Raw genomic sequence first — 16,634 nt, 5'->3', positions numbered from 1 at the left:
CAAAACAACCTTAGAGACGGTTATTTTTTTGAAATTTAATCGTGATTTGTGAACATTTTGTCGTTAAGTTCTTTTTAGGTAAAACGAGAGCGCCTGTACGGTATGCATTCGCTTCATTTTCAACAGGTTGTTTTTCTCCGTTCACCAAAATCCCGGCCTCATCTGCGCTTTCAAACGTGATATCTAGCGGGTAATTATCCAGCTCAATGTGGCATTCTAACCCATTTAAATCTGCTGGCAAAATAGGATCAAAAATGAGCGCTTGTTCTGTTTGGCGAATGCCGAGAACCGAACTAATTAGCTGATGCAAGTATATTCCTGGACCACTCGAATAAATCCGCCAGCCGCCTTTCACTGGAATAGTCCCTTCTTTCACGCGACCGAATTCATTTTGTGCCTGATAACGATCTAAAAATGCGGCGTCAGAACTACTGAAATACGTATTGCTTTGGCGTAGCTCCGCGTTTGGTACAACTTCTTTAATATTGATTGGATTAATAATATCAAGCATATGCCAAGCTCCTGTGTCGCCAATTTTTGCAAGTGCTTCGATATAGCGAATATGCGCATGGACATATTGCAAACCAACTTCTCTACCAAAATTCGCCGCTTGCTCAGCCCGTTTGAAGTGCGTACTTACACCACCTGCATAATGCGCTGGCTCACTCATTAAACGCACGCCATCCGGATGAAGTAAATGCTCACCTATAATGTCAAAATTGCGACTTGCTTGTTTTTTATCAACGAGTTCGGCAATTACGCTTCTCGTTAGTGGAATTAAACGATGCTTAATATTAGTTTCTTTGTCTTCCGGATGAATCATCCAAACCGGTGCTTTTCCTTCTTCTAAATAGAGGAAACCTGGAATGACGTCGGTATCCGCTGTCATATATTTAGCAAAATCAGCTTGAACTCGTTTTGCTAAAGCGCCGTATTCATCTCCTGCTGGCAAGAATGTCGCTAATCGTTTAAATGTTTGATACGTTAGAGCAACTGTCCAGCTGGAAACCATATTTTTTTTCAATTGCGCATTTGCAGGTTGAAGCGTATCGTCCCAGTCACCATCACCGTAATTAGAAAGCGCCGTTCCTTTCATAAAGCGGGCTTCAATTGTCTGTACAGCTAATTCAATATGCTCTAACAGCGTCCCTTTTTCAGTTGTGAATGTTTTCGATTCACGGTCAACAAACGGAATCGCTTCTTCGAGTATCCCTGCATCTCCGCTCATTTCCAAGTAATCACCAATAATTTTCAGCGGCCAAACAATGACATCGCCGTGACTTTCTTCTTGTTGAATCGATGTATATTTATCAAACATAAACCACTGCGGCCAGTCACCAGTATCCCTGTATTGGTGGGAAAAGATTGTTAATACAAGTTGGCGTAAAACAGCTTTGTTCCCGGTCGCAAGGAAAAATTCAAATGGTCCTTGACTTACGTCACGTGTTCCCCAAGCCGCCCCGCTATACTGTTCTAAACCGTGCGGCGATGCGTAATGAACGAGCATTTGGTGCGCATACCAATACACCGTTAAGTTTAGTTTTTCCGCCGTTGTACTTTGGTGGTTTAAATGAAATTGGGCGGTTAATTCGTCATAGCTAGTGCGAATTTCTTTTGTAGCTGCTTCTAAATCTGGCTGCTTTTCTGCAAATTCAGCGGTCAGTTTTGCTTGAACGTGGAATGTTGCGCTATCTGTTGGTTCAAATACGAAAACGTCTAATCCAGCTGTTCCGGCATAATCTTTCGCAAAATAACTTTCGTCTGTGATGTCGTTATAAGTACCGTCCACGCGGAATTGAAGTGCCGGGTAAGTATCTAAAATGGGTGAATCTGCTGATGGGAAATAAGTAACGACGCCAGCTTTTATTTCTTTTTTCACGGTTGTGTCGTATTCATTCGTGGCCATTGTGACTTGGTTAGTTAGTACCAATTTATATGGATGACCTTTTTTGGAATGGATGGTGACGAATGCCTCTTTGCTTGCAGCGGTTAAGGTCGTTTTGACAGTGATTAAATCATCATTCCACTGGTAATACCAAGTTGAATAGTTCGTGCTCGTTTCCCACACAGATGGTACGCCGAGTAGCCGTAGTTCACCATCTTCTTCAATATAAACTCTTACACCACTTGTTTGCAAAATGTTCAGCGGATTGCGCGCATGGCTATTCCATTTGTTCATATTTGTGTTCCCTGCAACCAATTGCGATAAAAATGCACCGTACATGTATGTTGTCGCCGAAAGAGTTGCTTCCGGGTTTAAAACATCCACTTTGTCTAGCAAAATGCTGCCATGTGGACGTTCTAATTCAGCCTCTTTTTCGCGCATCACAACATGTGCATAGCTTGGTGTGAAAAAGGATAGCAGTGCGCCGTTTTGTTTTTCTTCTTGAATTCTGTCTGGGAAGTTCGCTTGTAGCCATTTTTCGGAAATTGGTTCGCCCGTGATAGCTGTTCCGATGTTTTTGTCGCGGATCGCTTTTTTACTTGGCTGATAGGCTTGCTCCGGAATACTCGCTTTTATTTCGGCGATATTTTCAAATGGCGCGCCAGATGCTTTTGGTTGATTCTCGGTTGCATAGCCATAAAAAGTTGTTTCTGCGTGATTTGAAAATGCTTCTGTTTGTAAGGAGATTTGCGCGAATTCATATTGATATACACGATTTGGTAGTGATTTTTGCGCAAGTGCTGCTAGTTCACTCGTTATTTTATAATTGGTGCCATACATATCGAAACCATCTGTTGCATAGCCAATAATGTTCGTCAAAGCACCGATTTGGACTGCCGGAAAGCGATTGTTTTGTGGTTGATTTTGGCGAGCTTGAATCGTGAAACCAGTCGCACCTTCTGTCACATGATAATCAATGTATTGCGACATGTAAGCTTCATTTGTCCGCACTGCCGCTTGTTCTGCAAGGCCTAAATCTTGCAAATACACAAGATCAAAATTTCCTGCACCATCCACCGTTATATCATAAAACCAGCCACGCGAATGGAATTGCATTTGCACCGTGTATGCAAACGGCCCAACTGTCCCGCGATATTCAACCCCATGCTCATTAAAACCGACTTCTGCATCTGCGGTTAAAAGCGGATATGCCTTCACTTTATCAGCCAAATGCGCTCGTACATAGATTTGTGATAAGCGATTTTCTAACGGATTTTGAATGACTTGATTCAACATCAGATCCTTTAATTTCAACCAAGCAAGCTCCCCACTTGGATAAAACGCCGCCGATAAATCTGCTTTTTTAATTTCTTTTAATTTTGTCACAGATAGCCACCTACTTCCAGTTCAAAAACGTCTACATTTTCACTGCTCGTCCCAACAAAAACACGGTGAAGTCCCGGTTCCTGCACTTTTTCAAGTTGATGGTTGTAGAAAGAAAATGCTTCGCTCGTTAATTCAAATGAAACTGTTTTTTCTTCGCCAGCTAGAAGCGCCACTTTTTCAAAAGCTTTTAGTTCTTTGACAGGACGTGAAATGCTTGCTGTCACATCTTGCAAATACACTTGAATGACTTCTTTTCCAGCGATTTTACTCGTATTTTTAATTGTTACCTCCACATGAAGCGACTCACCTAGAGGCAATTCTTTCGGAATATCGGCCGTTGTTAATTCAAATTCGCTATAACTTTTTCCGTAACCAAATGGATAAAATGGTTCGTTCGGAATATCGAGATAATGCGATACATAGCGCTCACCTTTGTTTTCTGGTGTTTGTGGTCGACCAGTGCGTAAATGGTTATAGTAAACTGGAATTTGACCGGTCGTTTGCGGGAAGGACATCGCTAATTTTCCAGAAGGATTGCTCGCCCCACTTAATAAATCCGCAGTAACGCGGCCCGCTTCTGTACCCGGGAACCATAATTCGAGAAGCGCATCACTGGCTTCCGCTAATTCTTTAACTTCTAACGGTCTACCATTAAATAAAGTGATAACTACCGGTTTCCCAAGCGTTTGTACAAATTTGGCTAAGTCGTATTGTGCTTCTGGTAAACGAATGGTTGCGAGGCTTCCTGCTTCTCCGCCCCATTCATTTTTCTCACCTAGCGCAAGAACAATCACTTCTGCATGGCTCACGGCTTCCTCAATCGAAGCTTTATCTTCCTCGGTAAATTCTATATAATCCGTCGAGACAGTTGTGATTGTTTCAAACACCTCGCGTAAGCCCGTTTCCACATTGATGCCATCTTTCTCTTCGCCGTATACATTCCAACCACCGAGAATATCAGGTGATGTAGCAAGTGGACCAATTAGTGCCAATTTCGTCGTTTTAGCTAAAGGAAGTAAGTGATTTTTATTTTCTAATAAAACAGCTGACTCTACTCCAGCAGCGCGCGCTTTCAAGCGGCTTTCATCAGTTAAAATGTCTTCTGAACGATCGCTATTTTTCAAACCACGATACGGATCTTCAAAAAGTCCTAAATCATTTTTCAAATGCAACATCCGCAACACGGCTTCATCTAAAAGACTTTCAGCTAGTTTTCCTTCCTCAATCAAGCCTTTTAATTCATGAATATAGCAAGTCGTCATCATTTCCAAATCAACGCCTGCCTCCATCGAAAATTGCGCCGCCTCTTTCGGATTTCTGGCAGTTCCGTGGTTAATCACTTCAGCGACCGCACCCCAATCAGAAATAAGTACGCCATCGAAATTCATTTCACCGCGTAAAACATCACGATTCAGCCATTTGTTCATTGTCGCCGGAACCCCGTCCACCACATTAAATGCCGTCATAACTAATTTAGCTCCTGCTTGGATTGCTGCATTATAAGCAGGTAAATAATTTTGATATAGTTCGCGTGTAGACATATTGACCGTATTGTATTCCAGTCCAGCCTCCGCTGCCCCGTATGCCGCAAAATGTTTCACACAAGCAGCCATTCGCTCTTTGTTTTCAGCAAGTTCGCTCACATCACCTTGGTAACCAGCAACCATCGCTTTCCCAAGTTCGCTGTTTAAAAAGGGATCTTCACCAGTTGATTCCATTACACGACCCCATCTCGGATCCCGCACTAAATCAAGCATTGGGGAAAAAGTAACATGGTGCCCTTCCGCTGTTGCTTCAAATGCCGAAACTTCCGCCATCACTCGAACAGTTTCCCGGTCAAACGAACAACCGAGTGCAAGTGGAATTGGAAAAACAGTTTTATAACCATGTATAACGTCCGCCATAAAAACAAGCGGAATTCCTAGTCGATTTGTTTTTAAGTAAGCTTCTTGAATACCAATCATATCAAGCGCCGAACTTGATCCAAGTACCGAACCCGCATTTTCAGTCTGCGCATCCGTTAATTTCATTTCTTGAAGAAGTGGCCCTGTAAGTTCTGCATTTTTGTTTGTACCTTTAAAAAGAAAAGGGGAAAGTTGAAGACATTGGGCAATTTTTTCATCTAATGTCATTTGATTGACTAAATCTTGCACTTTTTCTTGTTTCATAGGAACCTCCTGAACACATTTTTCGAAACGTTTCTATTCAAATATAACAACAGTATAAGCGCTTTCTTTTCTTTAGTCAACCAAAAACGACATTCACATGGTTAAATGATTCGATTTCCACGTTTCTTCTATACTATCTCGTTTTCAATAAAATCCATTCAAAAAAAATTTATCAAGCATAAAGCGTTGATACATAACCAATAACCCTACTTATAAAAAAATAAAATTGCAATTCACTTGAAACCGATTACATAATATACTATAATAACCTTGTCGAAACGTTTCTATGAAATATTGTGTATGTGAATTAATTTTCACAATTTGCTTCATCCCGTACGGTGCACAAGTTCCGTACAACAGTTTTTATTCTTTAACAGCTTTTAGTTAGTCAAGTTGCTTTGAAAAAAACAAAAAAATGGAGGAAAAATCATGAAGAAAAAGATGTTTGTCGTTTTAGCTTTAGTGTTGTCGCTTAGTTTAGTATTAATGGCATGTGGCGGATCGAAGGATGATATGAATTCGAGCGATTCGAAAGTGTTAAACGTTTGGGCTATGGGAGATGAAGCCAAATCATTAAAAGAACTCGCACAAAAATTCACGAAAGACACTGGCATCGAAGTGAAAGTCCAAGTTATTCCTTGGGCAAATGCACATGATAAATTACTTACAGCAGTCGCTTCCAAATCCGGCCCCGATGTAGTCCAAATGGGAACTACTTGGATGCCTGAATTCGTCGAAGCTGGCGCATTACTTGATATTACAAAAGACGTAGAAAAAAGTAAAAATATGAACTCCGATTTATTTTTCCCTGGTTCGGTGAAAACAACGCAATTTGATGGTAAAACTTACGGTGTTCCGTGGTATGCAGAAACGCGCGTATTATTCTATCGTACCGATTTACTAAAAAAAGTTGGCTATAACGAAGCACCAAAAACATGGGATGAACTTTCCGATGCTGCGCTTAAACTTTCCAAACGCGGTAAAGACATGTACGGTTTTGCCATTGATCCAAATGAACAAACAACTGGTTTCATTTTCGGACGTCAAAATGGCTCCCCTCTTTTCGATAAAGATGGTACTCCTGTATTTAACAAAAAACCATTTGTTGATTCTGTCAGTTATTTAGAAAGCTTCATTAAAAACGGTTCTGCTCCAGACACTGACCTTGGTTTAGATGCGTCCCAAAGCTTTGGCGGCGACGGAATCGTGCCAATGTTCATGAGTGGTCCGTGGATGGTTAATACACTGAAAGACACTGCCCCTGATATTGACGGAAAATGGGCAACTGCAGTATTACCTAAAAAAGAAAATAACGAATCAAGTCTTGGTGGCGCTAACCTATCCATTTTCAAATATAGTAATAAAAAAGAGGATGCTCTGAAATTCATGGACTACATGAGCCAACCTGACGTGCAGTTATCTTGGTTGAAAGATACTAACTCGATGCCAGCTCGTATGGATGCTTGGGAAGATGATATGCTGAAAAACGATCCTTACTACAAAGTATTCGGCGAACAAATGAAAACGGCAGAACCAATGCCACTTATCCCGCAATTTGAAGAAATCGCTCAATTATACGGAAAATCTTGGGAACAAATTTATCGTGGTGGTGCAGATGTACAAACACAAATGGATACATTTAACGATCAAGTAGAAACCCTTCTTAAAAAATAACGAATAAAAAGGGCAAATGATTCTAGTCTGCCATTTGCCCTTTTAGAATGGAACTGATGTTATGAAACAATTTCTAAATAAAAACACGCCATATTTGTTTATTTCGCCAGCACTGTTTTTACTTCTTCTGTTTTCGTTACTTCCGATTTTGCTTGCTTTTGTTATTAGTTTTACAGATATCGATTTAGTCGGGCTTGCCGATTATTCTAAAATTAACTTTATTGGGATAGATAATTACGTCAATATTATGCAAGATCCGGTATTTTTAAAATCTATTTTTAACACCCTTTTCTATGTTATTATTGGCGTTCCACTTGTTATCGTTTGTTCGCTTGGGATTGCGCTGATGATTAACTTTTCGCAAGCGAAGATTTTCCAGTTTTTTCGGTTAATTTTCTATACGCCTTCGATTACAAACGTTGTCGCTGTGGCAGTTGTTTGGAGTTACTTATATAATCCACGGTTTGGTTTACTTAATTATTTACTTTCCTTTTTAGACCTTGGCCCTGTTCCTTGGCTACAAGATCCTACGATTGCGAAAATTTCACTGATTATCCTCGCTGTGTGGCGGGCTATCGGTGTGAATATGATTATTTTCTTAGCAGCTCTTCAAGGGATTCCGCGTGAATACTACGAAGCTGCATCGCTTGACGGTGCTAATAGTCGTCAACAATTGTTTAAAATTACTGTACCGATGCTTCGTTTTGCGATTTTCTTTGTAACTGTAACGACGATGATTGGTTGGTTGCAATTCTTCGAGGAACCGTTCGTCATGACGGAAGGCGGGCCGCTCGATAGCACGAACTCAGTCGCCCTCTTTATTTATCAAAACGGTTTCCAATTAAGTAAATTTGGTTATGCGGCGGCTGGATCATTTATCTTGTTTATCGCGATTATTATTATCACGATTATCCAATTCCGGATTCAGCGTAAAAATAATGGCGGGGATATTTAAGAGAGGAGTGTTATAAATGAATCAATATAGACAAAAATCACGTGGTGCTCAAATTGCCGTTATTACTATTTTAACGGTTGGCGGATTCTTTATGATTTTACCGTTCATTTGGATGGTTCTCTCCTCTTTGAAAACGGATGCTGAAATTTTAAAAATCCCACCTACTATTTGGCCAGAAACGTTCACACTAGATAATTTCACCAAACTATTCACTGAAATGGACTTTGCTATTTACTTAAAAAACACATTAATCATTGTATTCTTCTCGTTTTTCGGTTTATTTTTAAATGCGATGGCGGGTTACGGTTTTGCTAAATTTAAATTTAAAGGGAAAAACAAGTTGTTTTATCTCGTGCTTGCTACGATGATGATTCCCGGACAAGTAACGATGATTCCAGTTTATCTACTGCTTAATGCGGCCGGATTAACCAATACTATGACAGGGATTGTACTTCCAGGACTAGTTGGCGCCTTCGGGATTTTCTTATTCCGCCAATTTATGTCCACCATTTCCGACGATTTACTAGAAGCGGCAAGACTGGATGGCGCTAGCGAGTTTTACATTTTCTGGCGGATCGTTATTCCGATTTCCCGCCCAGTGCTTGCAGTCCAAGGAATTCTCACTTTTATCGCTGGTTGGAACTCATTCTTATGGCCGTTAATCATTGCCAACGACGAAAAATTCTACACCCTATCAGTAGGACTTCAACTTCTAAAAGGACAATACGGCAGCAACTACGCGTTACAAATGGCTGGTGCAACCTTTATGGTTATTCCAATTATCTTGATTTTTATGACTTTCCAAAAATACATTTTAAAAGGCTTCAATGTTTCAGGAATGAAATAATTGGTCAAAAAAAGAGCTTACCCTTTTGAGGATAAGCTCTTTTTCTATTAAGGTAAAAATGTTTCGCCCATCAAGTAAAAGTCTACTTCACGAGCCGCTTCTCTTCCTTCTGCAATTGCGGTTACGACTAAACTTTGACCGTGACGCGCATCTCCGCAAGCGAACACACCTTCTTCACTTGTACGATAGAATCCTTTAGCAGCATCAATCGTATGGCGGTCTGTTTTTCCTACGCCAAAATTTGTGAAAATATCTTCGGTTGTACCAGCAAAACCAATGGCGATTAAAACCATATCAACGTCAAAATACTTTTCGCTTCCTTCTACAGGTGTATACGTTCTAGCAGCCTTATCTTCCACTACTTCTACCGTATGAAGACCAACCAGATTCCCTGCTGCATCTTTTTCAAAAGAAGTAGTATTGATGAGATATTCACGTGGATCTCTTCCATAAACAGCCTCTGCTTCTTCGTGCGCATAATCCATTTTGAATACACGTGGATATTGTGGCCAAGGGTTTTCACCGTCGCGTAATTCTGGAAGTTTGTCTTGAATACCGAATTGATAAATACTCTTTGCACCTTGTCTTAATGCCGTTGCCACACAGTCAGCACCAGTATCACCGCCACCGATAATTACGACATTTTTGCCTTTAGCAGAAAGTGTTTGCACCCCGCCGTTGTCCAAATTGTCGCGCGTACTTTGTGTTAAATACGGCACAGCGAAGTGAATACCAGCTGCATCACGTCCAGCAAGTGGAATATCGCGTGCGTTACCAGCGCCTGTTGCAAGTACAATCGAATCATACTCTGTGCGTAGTTCTTCAAAAGTAATATCCGTACCAGCTGCAACGCCAGTCACAAATTCAACGCCTTCTTCTGCCATTAAATTCACTCGACGTGTTACTTGTTCTTTCTCGAGTTTCATTGTTGGAATGCCGTACATTAATAAGCCACCAACTCGGTCACTTTTTTCAATGACCGTTACGCTATGACCAGCTTTATTTAATTGATCGGCACAAGCAAGCCCCGCAGGACCAGAACCAATCACGGCAATTCGTTTACCTGTGCGCTTTTTAGGAGGAGCAGGTTTAATCCATCCCTCTTCAAAACCGCGGTCAATAATTGCTTTTTCAATTGATTTAATTCCTACTGCTGGTTCTGAAATTGCTACTGTACAGCCACCTTCACAAGGCGCTGGGCAAATACGACCAGTAAACTCTGGAAAGTTATTTGTTTTTAATAGTAGTTGTAACGCTTCATACCAGTCACCCCGATAAACTGCATCGTTCCACTCTGGAATTAAATTATGCAGCGGACAACCTGATACGCCATTTTTAATTTCCATCCCAACGCTACAAAACGGTACACCACAATCCATACAACGTGCAGCTTGTAACGTTAAGTCAGCTGCCGGCATTGGTAAACTATATTCATTCCAGTCACGCGTCCGACTTTTCGGATCGCGTCCGGGAGAAGGGATTCGGTCATATTCCATAAATCCAGTTGCTTTTCCCATGGTTTCACTCCTCTCTATTTCGCCGCTCCGGCAACTAATTTTCCATCTTTATGCTCATAAAAAGCTTGTAATTCTGCTTCATCGTGTGTTTTTCCAGTTTGTTCAAGCGTTGTGATTCTTGTTAGCATCATTTCATATTCATTTGGAATAACGAAAATGAAATTCGCTTGTTCCGCTTCCCAATTGCTGAGAATAGCTTGGGCAAACTCGCTTCCAGTAAGGCTTGCGTGTTGTTCGATTAGTTGCTTCAATTTAGCTAATTCAGATGCTTCTAATGTGGAACGACTATTAACAAGTTCATGATTGATTTTGGTAGTAGTTTCTTGTTTATTGTTCGTATAAATATAAGCCACTCCACCAGACATTCCGGCCGCAAAGTTCTCGCCAATTTCGCCGAGGATGACTACTGCACCACCTGTCATATATTCACAACCATTGTCGCCAATACCTTCAACAACCGCTGTCGCACCACTGTTACGAACGGCAAATCGTGCGCCAGCTTTTCCGTGCATATAAGCATATCCGCCAGTTGCACCGTATAACGTTACATTTCCGACAATCGCAGAATCATGTGGTTTGATTGGCGTTTTCGCATCTGGACTAACAATCAATTTACCACCAGAAAGCCCTTTGCCGAAGTAGTCATTGGCATCACCGTGAATTCGAAGTGTCATACCAAGTGGCGTATAAGCACCAAAGCTTTGACCCGCAGAACCAACAAAATCAAGTGAAATCGTATCTTCTGGCAAACCTTCTGCGCCGTACTTTTTACTAATAAAGGATCCAGCAATCGTCCCAATTGCACGGTCAATGTTGCGTACAGCGAAAGTTCCAGTTACTTTTTCGCCATTTTCAAGTGCTGGTTTAATTAATGGCACAATTTCACGCATATCGAGAGTTTGGTCAATTTTGTGGTCTTGTTGTTTTGTGCAGTATTGGACTTGATTTTTATAGAAATCATCACTGTAAAGCATATTCGAAAAATCGATGTATTTCGCTTTCCAATGTGCCTCTTTTTTCTCGTGAGTTGTTAGTAACTCTTTATGTCCAATAACTTCTGTCAAACTTCTGAAGCCAAGTTCCGCCATCATTTCACGCATTTCTGCCACGATAAAATGGAAGAAGTTTACAACATAGTCCGCAGAGCCGTTGAATTTTTTACGAAGTTCTGGATTTTGCGTTGCTACACCAACCGGACATGTATCTAAATGGCAAACGCGCATCATGACGCAACCAAGTGTTACAAGTGGTGCAGTAGCAAATCCGAATTCTTCCGCTCCTAGCATCGCGGCAACTAAGACATCTTTACCTGTCATAAGTTTTCCATCTGTTTCGACAACGACTTTATTTCTTAAGCCGTTTAAAAGTAATGTTTGGTGCGTTTCTGCTAAGCCGATTTCCCACGGTACACCCGCGTGACGGATACTCGTTCTTGCGGCAGCACCAGTTCCACCTTCATAACCACTTACCAAGATAACGTCGGCATTCCCTTTCGCAACCCCAGCTGCAATCGTACCAATACCAGTTTTCGAAACTAGCTTCACGTTAACGCGCGCATTTTGGTTCGCATTTTTTAAATCGAAAATCAGTTGCGATAAATCTTCAATCGAATAAATATCATGGTGTGGCGGTGGTGAAATCAGGCCGACACCTGTTGTTGAACCACGTGTTTTCGAAATCCATGGATACACTTTGTTCCCTGGCAAATGACCTCCCTCGCCTGGTTTTGCGCCTTGAGCCATTTTGATTTGCAATTCTTCTGCGTTAACCAAATAATGACTTGTTACGCCGAAACGACCAGAAGCGATTTGTTTGATTGCACTTCTGCGCCAGTCACCATTTTCGTCTGGAGTAAAGCGGTTCGGATTTTCTCCGCCCTCCCCACTATTACTTTTTCCGCCGATTCGATTCATCGCGATAGCAAGCGCCTCATGAGCTTCTTGGCTAATCGAACCATATGACATCGCACCTGACTTAAATCGTTTGAAAATAGCTTCTGCTGGCTCTACCTCGTCCAGTGGAATCGGCTTGCGATCACTTGTAAATGTTAGCAGCCCTCTTAAAAAGGCATTATTTTGATTTTGCATTAAATCTGAATATAAATTATATGTTTCGCGGTCATTTTCGCGCGTCGCTTGTTGTAAAGAATGAATTGCTAATGGATTGTACACATGGTATTCACCGTTTGAACGCCACTGATATTCGCCGCCAGTATTAAGCGTGAAACTTTGGTAGCCGATATCATGATAGGCTTCGCGGTGACGCAACCAAGCTTCTTGGGCAATTACTTCAAGTGGAATACCGCCAATTTGTGAAGCTGTACCTGGGAAATAGTTTTTAATCACATCATCGCCAATACCGATTGCTTCAAAAATCTGCGCACCACGGTAACTTTGGACAGTAGATATTCCCATTTTCGACATGATTTTCAAAATGCCGTCTGTAATTGCTTCAATATAACGACTTTCTGCCTCATCAAGCGTAAAACCTTTAATACGTCCTTCTTTAATTAAACCGTCAAATGTATCAATAGCTAGACTTGGGAATACGGCATCCGCCCCGTAGCCAATTAATAACGCACATTGGTGCACATCGCGCGCTTCCGCTGTTTTCACAATAATACTCACTTGTGTCCGCGTCCCCGCTTTAACTAAATGATGGTGCAAGCCACTTACAGCTAGCAATGAAGGAATGCCAATCCAATCCGCATCTACGCCATCATCTGTTAGCACAAGCAACTCGGCGCCACCTGCGATTTTTTTATCGGCTTCTATAAACAATGCTTCCAATCGCGCCTCTAAACTGTCACGTTCTTCTGCTTTAAATAAAATGGATAATGTTTCGGTTTGTTTCGCGAATTTCGTTTGCTGCGCAAGAGCCGCAAATTCTTTTCGTGATAAAATTGGTGTTTTCAAGCGAATTCGGTTCGCATTTTTCGCAGTAGGATTTAAAATATTCCCTTCATCCCCGAGCAGCGTCATCGCAGAAGTAACTGTTTCTTCGCGAATCCCATCAATCGGCGGGTTCGTAACTTGCGCAAAAAGTTGTTTGAAATAATTAAATAATACTTGCGGACGTTGACTTAAAACGGCAAGTGGCGCGTCATAACCCATTGCGCCCATTGGGTCTTTTTTCTCTGTTACCATCGGAATCAAAATTTTATTTAATTCATCTTGCGTGTAACCAAATGCACGTTGTTTTTTAAAGCGTTCGGACTTATCCATCGCTTCGTAATCTAAATCTGCTGATACTAAGTCAGCAATCTCCGTCATTTCCGCATTCAGCCATTCACGGTATGGTTTTTCGGTTGTCAGTTCTGCTTTTAACTCCGCGTCCGTCACAATGCGTCCTTCTTCTAAATCGATTAACAACATTGTTCCCGCGCCAACCGTTTCTTTGCGAATAATCTCACTCGAATCAACAGGTACAACGCCCGTTTCCGAAGAATAAATAATCGTATGGTCTTTCGTTTCATAATAACGCGCCGGACGTAAACCATTTCTATCCAAAATTGTCCCGATCACGCGACCATTCGTAAATGAAATCGAAGTCGGTCCATCCCAAGGCTCCATTAATGTACTATGATACTCGTAAAAAGCGCGTTTCGGGTCTGTCATGTGTGGATTTTTGTCCCAAGGTTCTGGAATAAGCATCATCGCCGCATGAGGTAACGAACGCCCTGCCTGCACTAAAAATTCTAGCGCATTATCTAAAGTCGCTGAATCACTACCACTTTCATCAATAATTGGTAGTAACTTCGCTAAATCGTCACCAAGTAAACCAGATTCTGCTCTTTTCTCCCGAGCTTTCATCCAGTTAACATTGCCTCGTTGCGTATTAATTTCACCGTTATGAATTAAATAACGATACGGATGCGCCCGCTCCCAACTCGGAAACGTATTCGTTGAAAAGCGCGAATGCACTAACGCAAAAGCCGATACATATGCTGGATCCGCTAAATCTAAATAATATTGATTGATTTGTTCTGGTAGTAACATTCCTTTAAAAATAACCGTTCGCGTTGATAAACTTGGAACGTAGAAAGTTTCTGTAATTTGTTCAGAAGTCTGAGCAAACTTTTCGACTTGTTTTCTAATTAAATAAAGTGCACGTTCAAATTCCGCTTCATCTAGCTCAGCATTTTTTTGAATAAATAGTTGATAAATTGCTGGTTCTGTTTCTCTTGCTCCCGCGCCAACTTTTGTTACATCGGTTGGTAATTCGCGCCAGCCAAGAAAAATTTGCCCTTCACTCGCAATCAATTTTTCTGTTTCTGCCATTAAGCATTCGCGTTCGGTTTTAGTTTGTGGGAAATTAAACATACCCACCGCATAATGATATTTTTCAGGCAAATTAATTCCTAATTTGCTACATTCACGTCGGAAGAACGAGTCAGAAATTTCAAGTAAAATACCAGCGCCATCGCCCGTATCCCCGCCAACTTCTCCGCCACGGTGCTTTAATTGGCAAAGCATATGAATACCTTGCTCAACAATTTTATGAGAAGAAATCTTTTTAATATTTGCTACGAAGCCAATTCCACAAGCATCGTGCTCATTTTCTGGATTGTATAGGCCATGTTTTTTTGGTAAATTAGTTTGTTTCATCCTAGTTCCTCCTCTTCAAAAACCGAATCTTTGTAGGTCTTTCTGGTAATTATTCAAATTAACTGATAATTAACCAGCGATTCAGCTTACCTTACATTTCTTGTAGTATCTATTTTATTCCTTTTCATTTATCGAAACAATATATATAATAGAATAAAACAATCTCATTTCGAGAACAATCGGAGGTAAGAAATGGAACTACGACAATTAAAGTATTTTATGGAAGTAGCCCGCGTCGAGCATATGACCAAAGCTAGTGAGAATTTGCACGTAGCCCAATCTGCCGTAAGTAGACAGATAACGAAACTAGAAGAAGAACTTGGTGTGCATTTATTTGATCGTGTTGGTAGAAATATGCAGCTCACAAGTGTCGGTCAAGAATTTCTTAAGCAATCCGCCATCGCTTTAAATGAATTGCAAAAAGCCGAAGCGCTCGTAACCGAATACACCGATCCTGCGAAAGGAACCGTCCGTGTTGGCTTGCCTAACTCACTTTCGACCAAAGTTTTGCCATCCGTCATTTCTACTTTTCGCGAAAAATACCCACAAATCACCTATAAATTTATGGAAGGAACCAATGAAGAGCTTACCGAAATGCTACTTAACGGCGCACTCGACATGACTTTCTTATCACCTGTTCCCGAATCTAGCGACCAAATCGAAGCCATTCGTTTCTTTGATGAAAAATTGAAGTTAATCGTTCCCGAGAACCATCCGCTTGCTGAAAACTTTAATGTTTCCTTAAAAGAACTTGCTTCCGAAAAATTCGTTCTTTACCCGGAAGACTTTGATTTATATAAAATTGTGACAAAAGCCGCCAATAAAAAAGGCTTCACGCCACAAATTGCTTTTCAAAGTAGAGATTTTTATACGATTCAAGGACTGGTCGGGGCTGGACTCGGTATTAGCATTTTGCCGGAAATGATTTTAGATGGGGCGATTTTTAAAGAAACGAAAAGTATTGCGCTACGTGACAAAGAGTTGCGCCGTTCGGTTGGGATTATTACGACAAAAAAACGGAACCTATCCCCTTCCGAGAATTTGTTCCGTTCATTTATTATTTCATTTTTTTCTAATTAAGCATTTACTGAAAAGGCTGCTGGATAATGAATAGTACCAGCTAAATTTTCTAAACTACCATCATACAGTTCTAAAAACATAAAGTATTCAGCCGGCACATCAAATGGTGCTGGAATCGCAAACTGCTCAGAAGGAATAAATCCAAATCGCGGATAATAATCAGCATGTCCAAGCACAGCAATGGCCGGATATGCTTTTTCGCGTGATAACCGGATACCTTCTTCCATTAGTCTGGAACCCACTCGCATCCCTTGATATTCAGGTAAAATAGCTAGTGGGGCAAGCGCCAAAATAAACCTACTGCGCCCAGCTGTCTCAAGCGAAATTTCGCTAAACATAATATAGCCAACAATGCGGCCATTCTCCGCTTCTGCTACAAGTGATAATCCCGGCTGATAATAATCAGATGCCCGAATGCTTTCAACTAAGTCGGCTTCCACACTACCTTTAAAAGCTTCCTCATTCACGTGACGAATCGCCTGATAATCTTGTGGTTGTTCTTTCCGAATAATCAT

General features: G+C 41.2%; 9 protein-coding genes. 4 read left to right on the top strand and 5 right to left on the bottom strand.

Annotated features, from left to right (window positions below):
• Positions 1–10: 10 nt before the first annotated feature.
• Together HCB49_RS13745 and bglX are read right to left on the bottom strand one after the other, a co-directional pair.
• On the bottom strand, positions 11–3,271 hold the full coding sequence (locus tag HCB49_RS13745; protein ID WP_185605264.1) for a glycoside hydrolase family 94 protein: 3,261 nt from the start codon (positions 3,269–3,271) through the stop codon (positions 11–13).
• Positions 3,268–5,439: a beta-glucosidase BglX gene (bglX, locus tag HCB49_RS13740; protein WP_185605263.1), complete on the bottom strand. Its 2,172-nt coding sequence runs from the start codon at positions 5,437–5,439 to the stop codon at positions 3,268–3,270. The genes HCB49_RS13745 and bglX overlap by 4 nt, the downstream gene beginning before the upstream one ends.
• Positions 5,440–5,868: 429 nt before the next feature.
• Between bglX and HCB49_RS13735 the strand changes: the two genes are divergently transcribed.
• The 3 genes from HCB49_RS13735 (at position 5,869) to HCB49_RS13725 (ending at position 8,915) form a co-directional block, all read left to right on the top strand.
• Positions 5,869–7,113: a sugar ABC transporter substrate-binding protein gene (locus HCB49_RS13735; protein ID WP_185481447.1), complete on the top strand. Its 1,245-nt coding sequence runs from the start codon at positions 5,869–5,871 to the stop codon at positions 7,111–7,113.
• Between the two features lie 61 nt (positions 7,114–7,174).
• Positions 7,175–8,068, top strand: coding sequence for a carbohydrate ABC transporter permease (locus tag HCB49_RS13730; RefSeq protein WP_185392668.1), 894 nt, complete (start codon positions 7,175–7,177; stop codon positions 8,066–8,068).
• 16 nt (positions 8,069–8,084) lie between these two features.
• Positions 8,085–8,915: a carbohydrate ABC transporter permease gene (locus HCB49_RS13725; protein WP_003722209.1), complete on the top strand. Its 831-nt coding sequence runs from the start codon at positions 8,085–8,087 to the stop codon at positions 8,913–8,915.
• Positions 8,916–8,962: 47 nt separating this feature from the next.
• On the opposite strand, the gene HCB49_RS13720 is transcribed toward HCB49_RS13725, so the two are convergent.
• On the bottom strand, positions 8,963–10,432 hold the full coding sequence (locus tag HCB49_RS13720; protein WP_185605262.1) for a glutamate synthase subunit beta: 1,470 nt from the start codon (positions 10,430–10,432) through the stop codon (positions 8,963–8,965).
• Between the two features lie 14 nt (positions 10,433–10,446).
• Positions 10,447–15,039, bottom strand: a complete 4,593-nt coding sequence (gltB, locus tag HCB49_RS13715) for a glutamate synthase large subunit (protein ID WP_185605261.1) — start codon at positions 15,037–15,039, stop codon at positions 10,447–10,449.
• Between the two features lie 192 nt (positions 15,040–15,231).
• Here gltB and gltC point away from each other — a divergent pair, with 192 nt between their 5' ends.
• Positions 15,232–16,119, top strand: a complete 888-nt coding sequence (gene gltC / locus HCB49_RS13710; protein WP_185503364.1) for a glutamate biosynthesis transcriptional regulator GltC — start codon at positions 15,232–15,234, stop codon at positions 16,117–16,119.
• Here the strand turns inward: gltC and HCB49_RS13705 are convergent.
• Complete coding sequence (locus tag HCB49_RS13705) at positions 16,116–16,634, bottom strand: GNAT family N-acetyltransferase (RefSeq protein WP_185605260.1); 519 nt, start codon at positions 16,632–16,634, stop codon at positions 16,116–16,118. The genes gltC and HCB49_RS13705 overlap by 4 nt on opposite strands.

The organism is Listeria cossartiae subsp. cayugensis (assembly GCF_014229095.1).
GTDB classification, from domain to species: domain Bacteria; phylum Bacillota; class Bacilli; order Lactobacillales; family Listeriaceae; genus Listeria; species Listeria cayugensis.
Note: the sequence above shows the minus strand (reverse complement) of the source record. Positions and strands in the feature narration are given on the sequence as shown.

Excerpts from the sequence above, each read along its gene's own strand:
- HCB49_RS13725 (WP_003722209.1), top strand. The coding sequence starts at position 8,085 with ATGAATCAATATAGACAAAAATCACGTGGTGCTCAAATTGCCGTTATT.
- gltB (WP_185605261.1), bottom strand. The coding sequence starts at position 15,039 with ATGAAACAAACTAATTTACCAAAAAAACATGGCCTATACAATCCAGAA.
- HCB49_RS13720 (WP_185605262.1), bottom strand. The coding sequence starts at position 10,432 with ATGGGAAAAGCAACTGGATTTATGGAATATGACCGAATCCCTTCTCCC.
- HCB49_RS13705 (WP_185605260.1), bottom strand. The coding sequence starts at position 16,634 with ATGATTATTCGGAAAGAACAACCACAAGATTATCAGGCGATTCGTCAC.
- gltC (WP_185503364.1), top strand. The coding sequence starts at position 15,232 with ATGGAACTACGACAATTAAAGTATTTTATGGAAGTAGCCCGCGTCGAG.
- bglX (WP_185605263.1), bottom strand. The coding sequence starts at position 5,439 with ATGAAACAAGAAAAAGTGCAAGATTTAGTCAATCAAATGACATTAGAT.
- HCB49_RS13735 (WP_185481447.1), top strand. The coding sequence starts at position 5,869 with ATGAAGAAAAAGATGTTTGTCGTTTTAGCTTTAGTGTTGTCGCTTAGT.
- HCB49_RS13730 (WP_185392668.1), top strand. The coding sequence starts at position 7,175 with ATGAAACAATTTCTAAATAAAAACACGCCATATTTGTTTATTTCGCCA.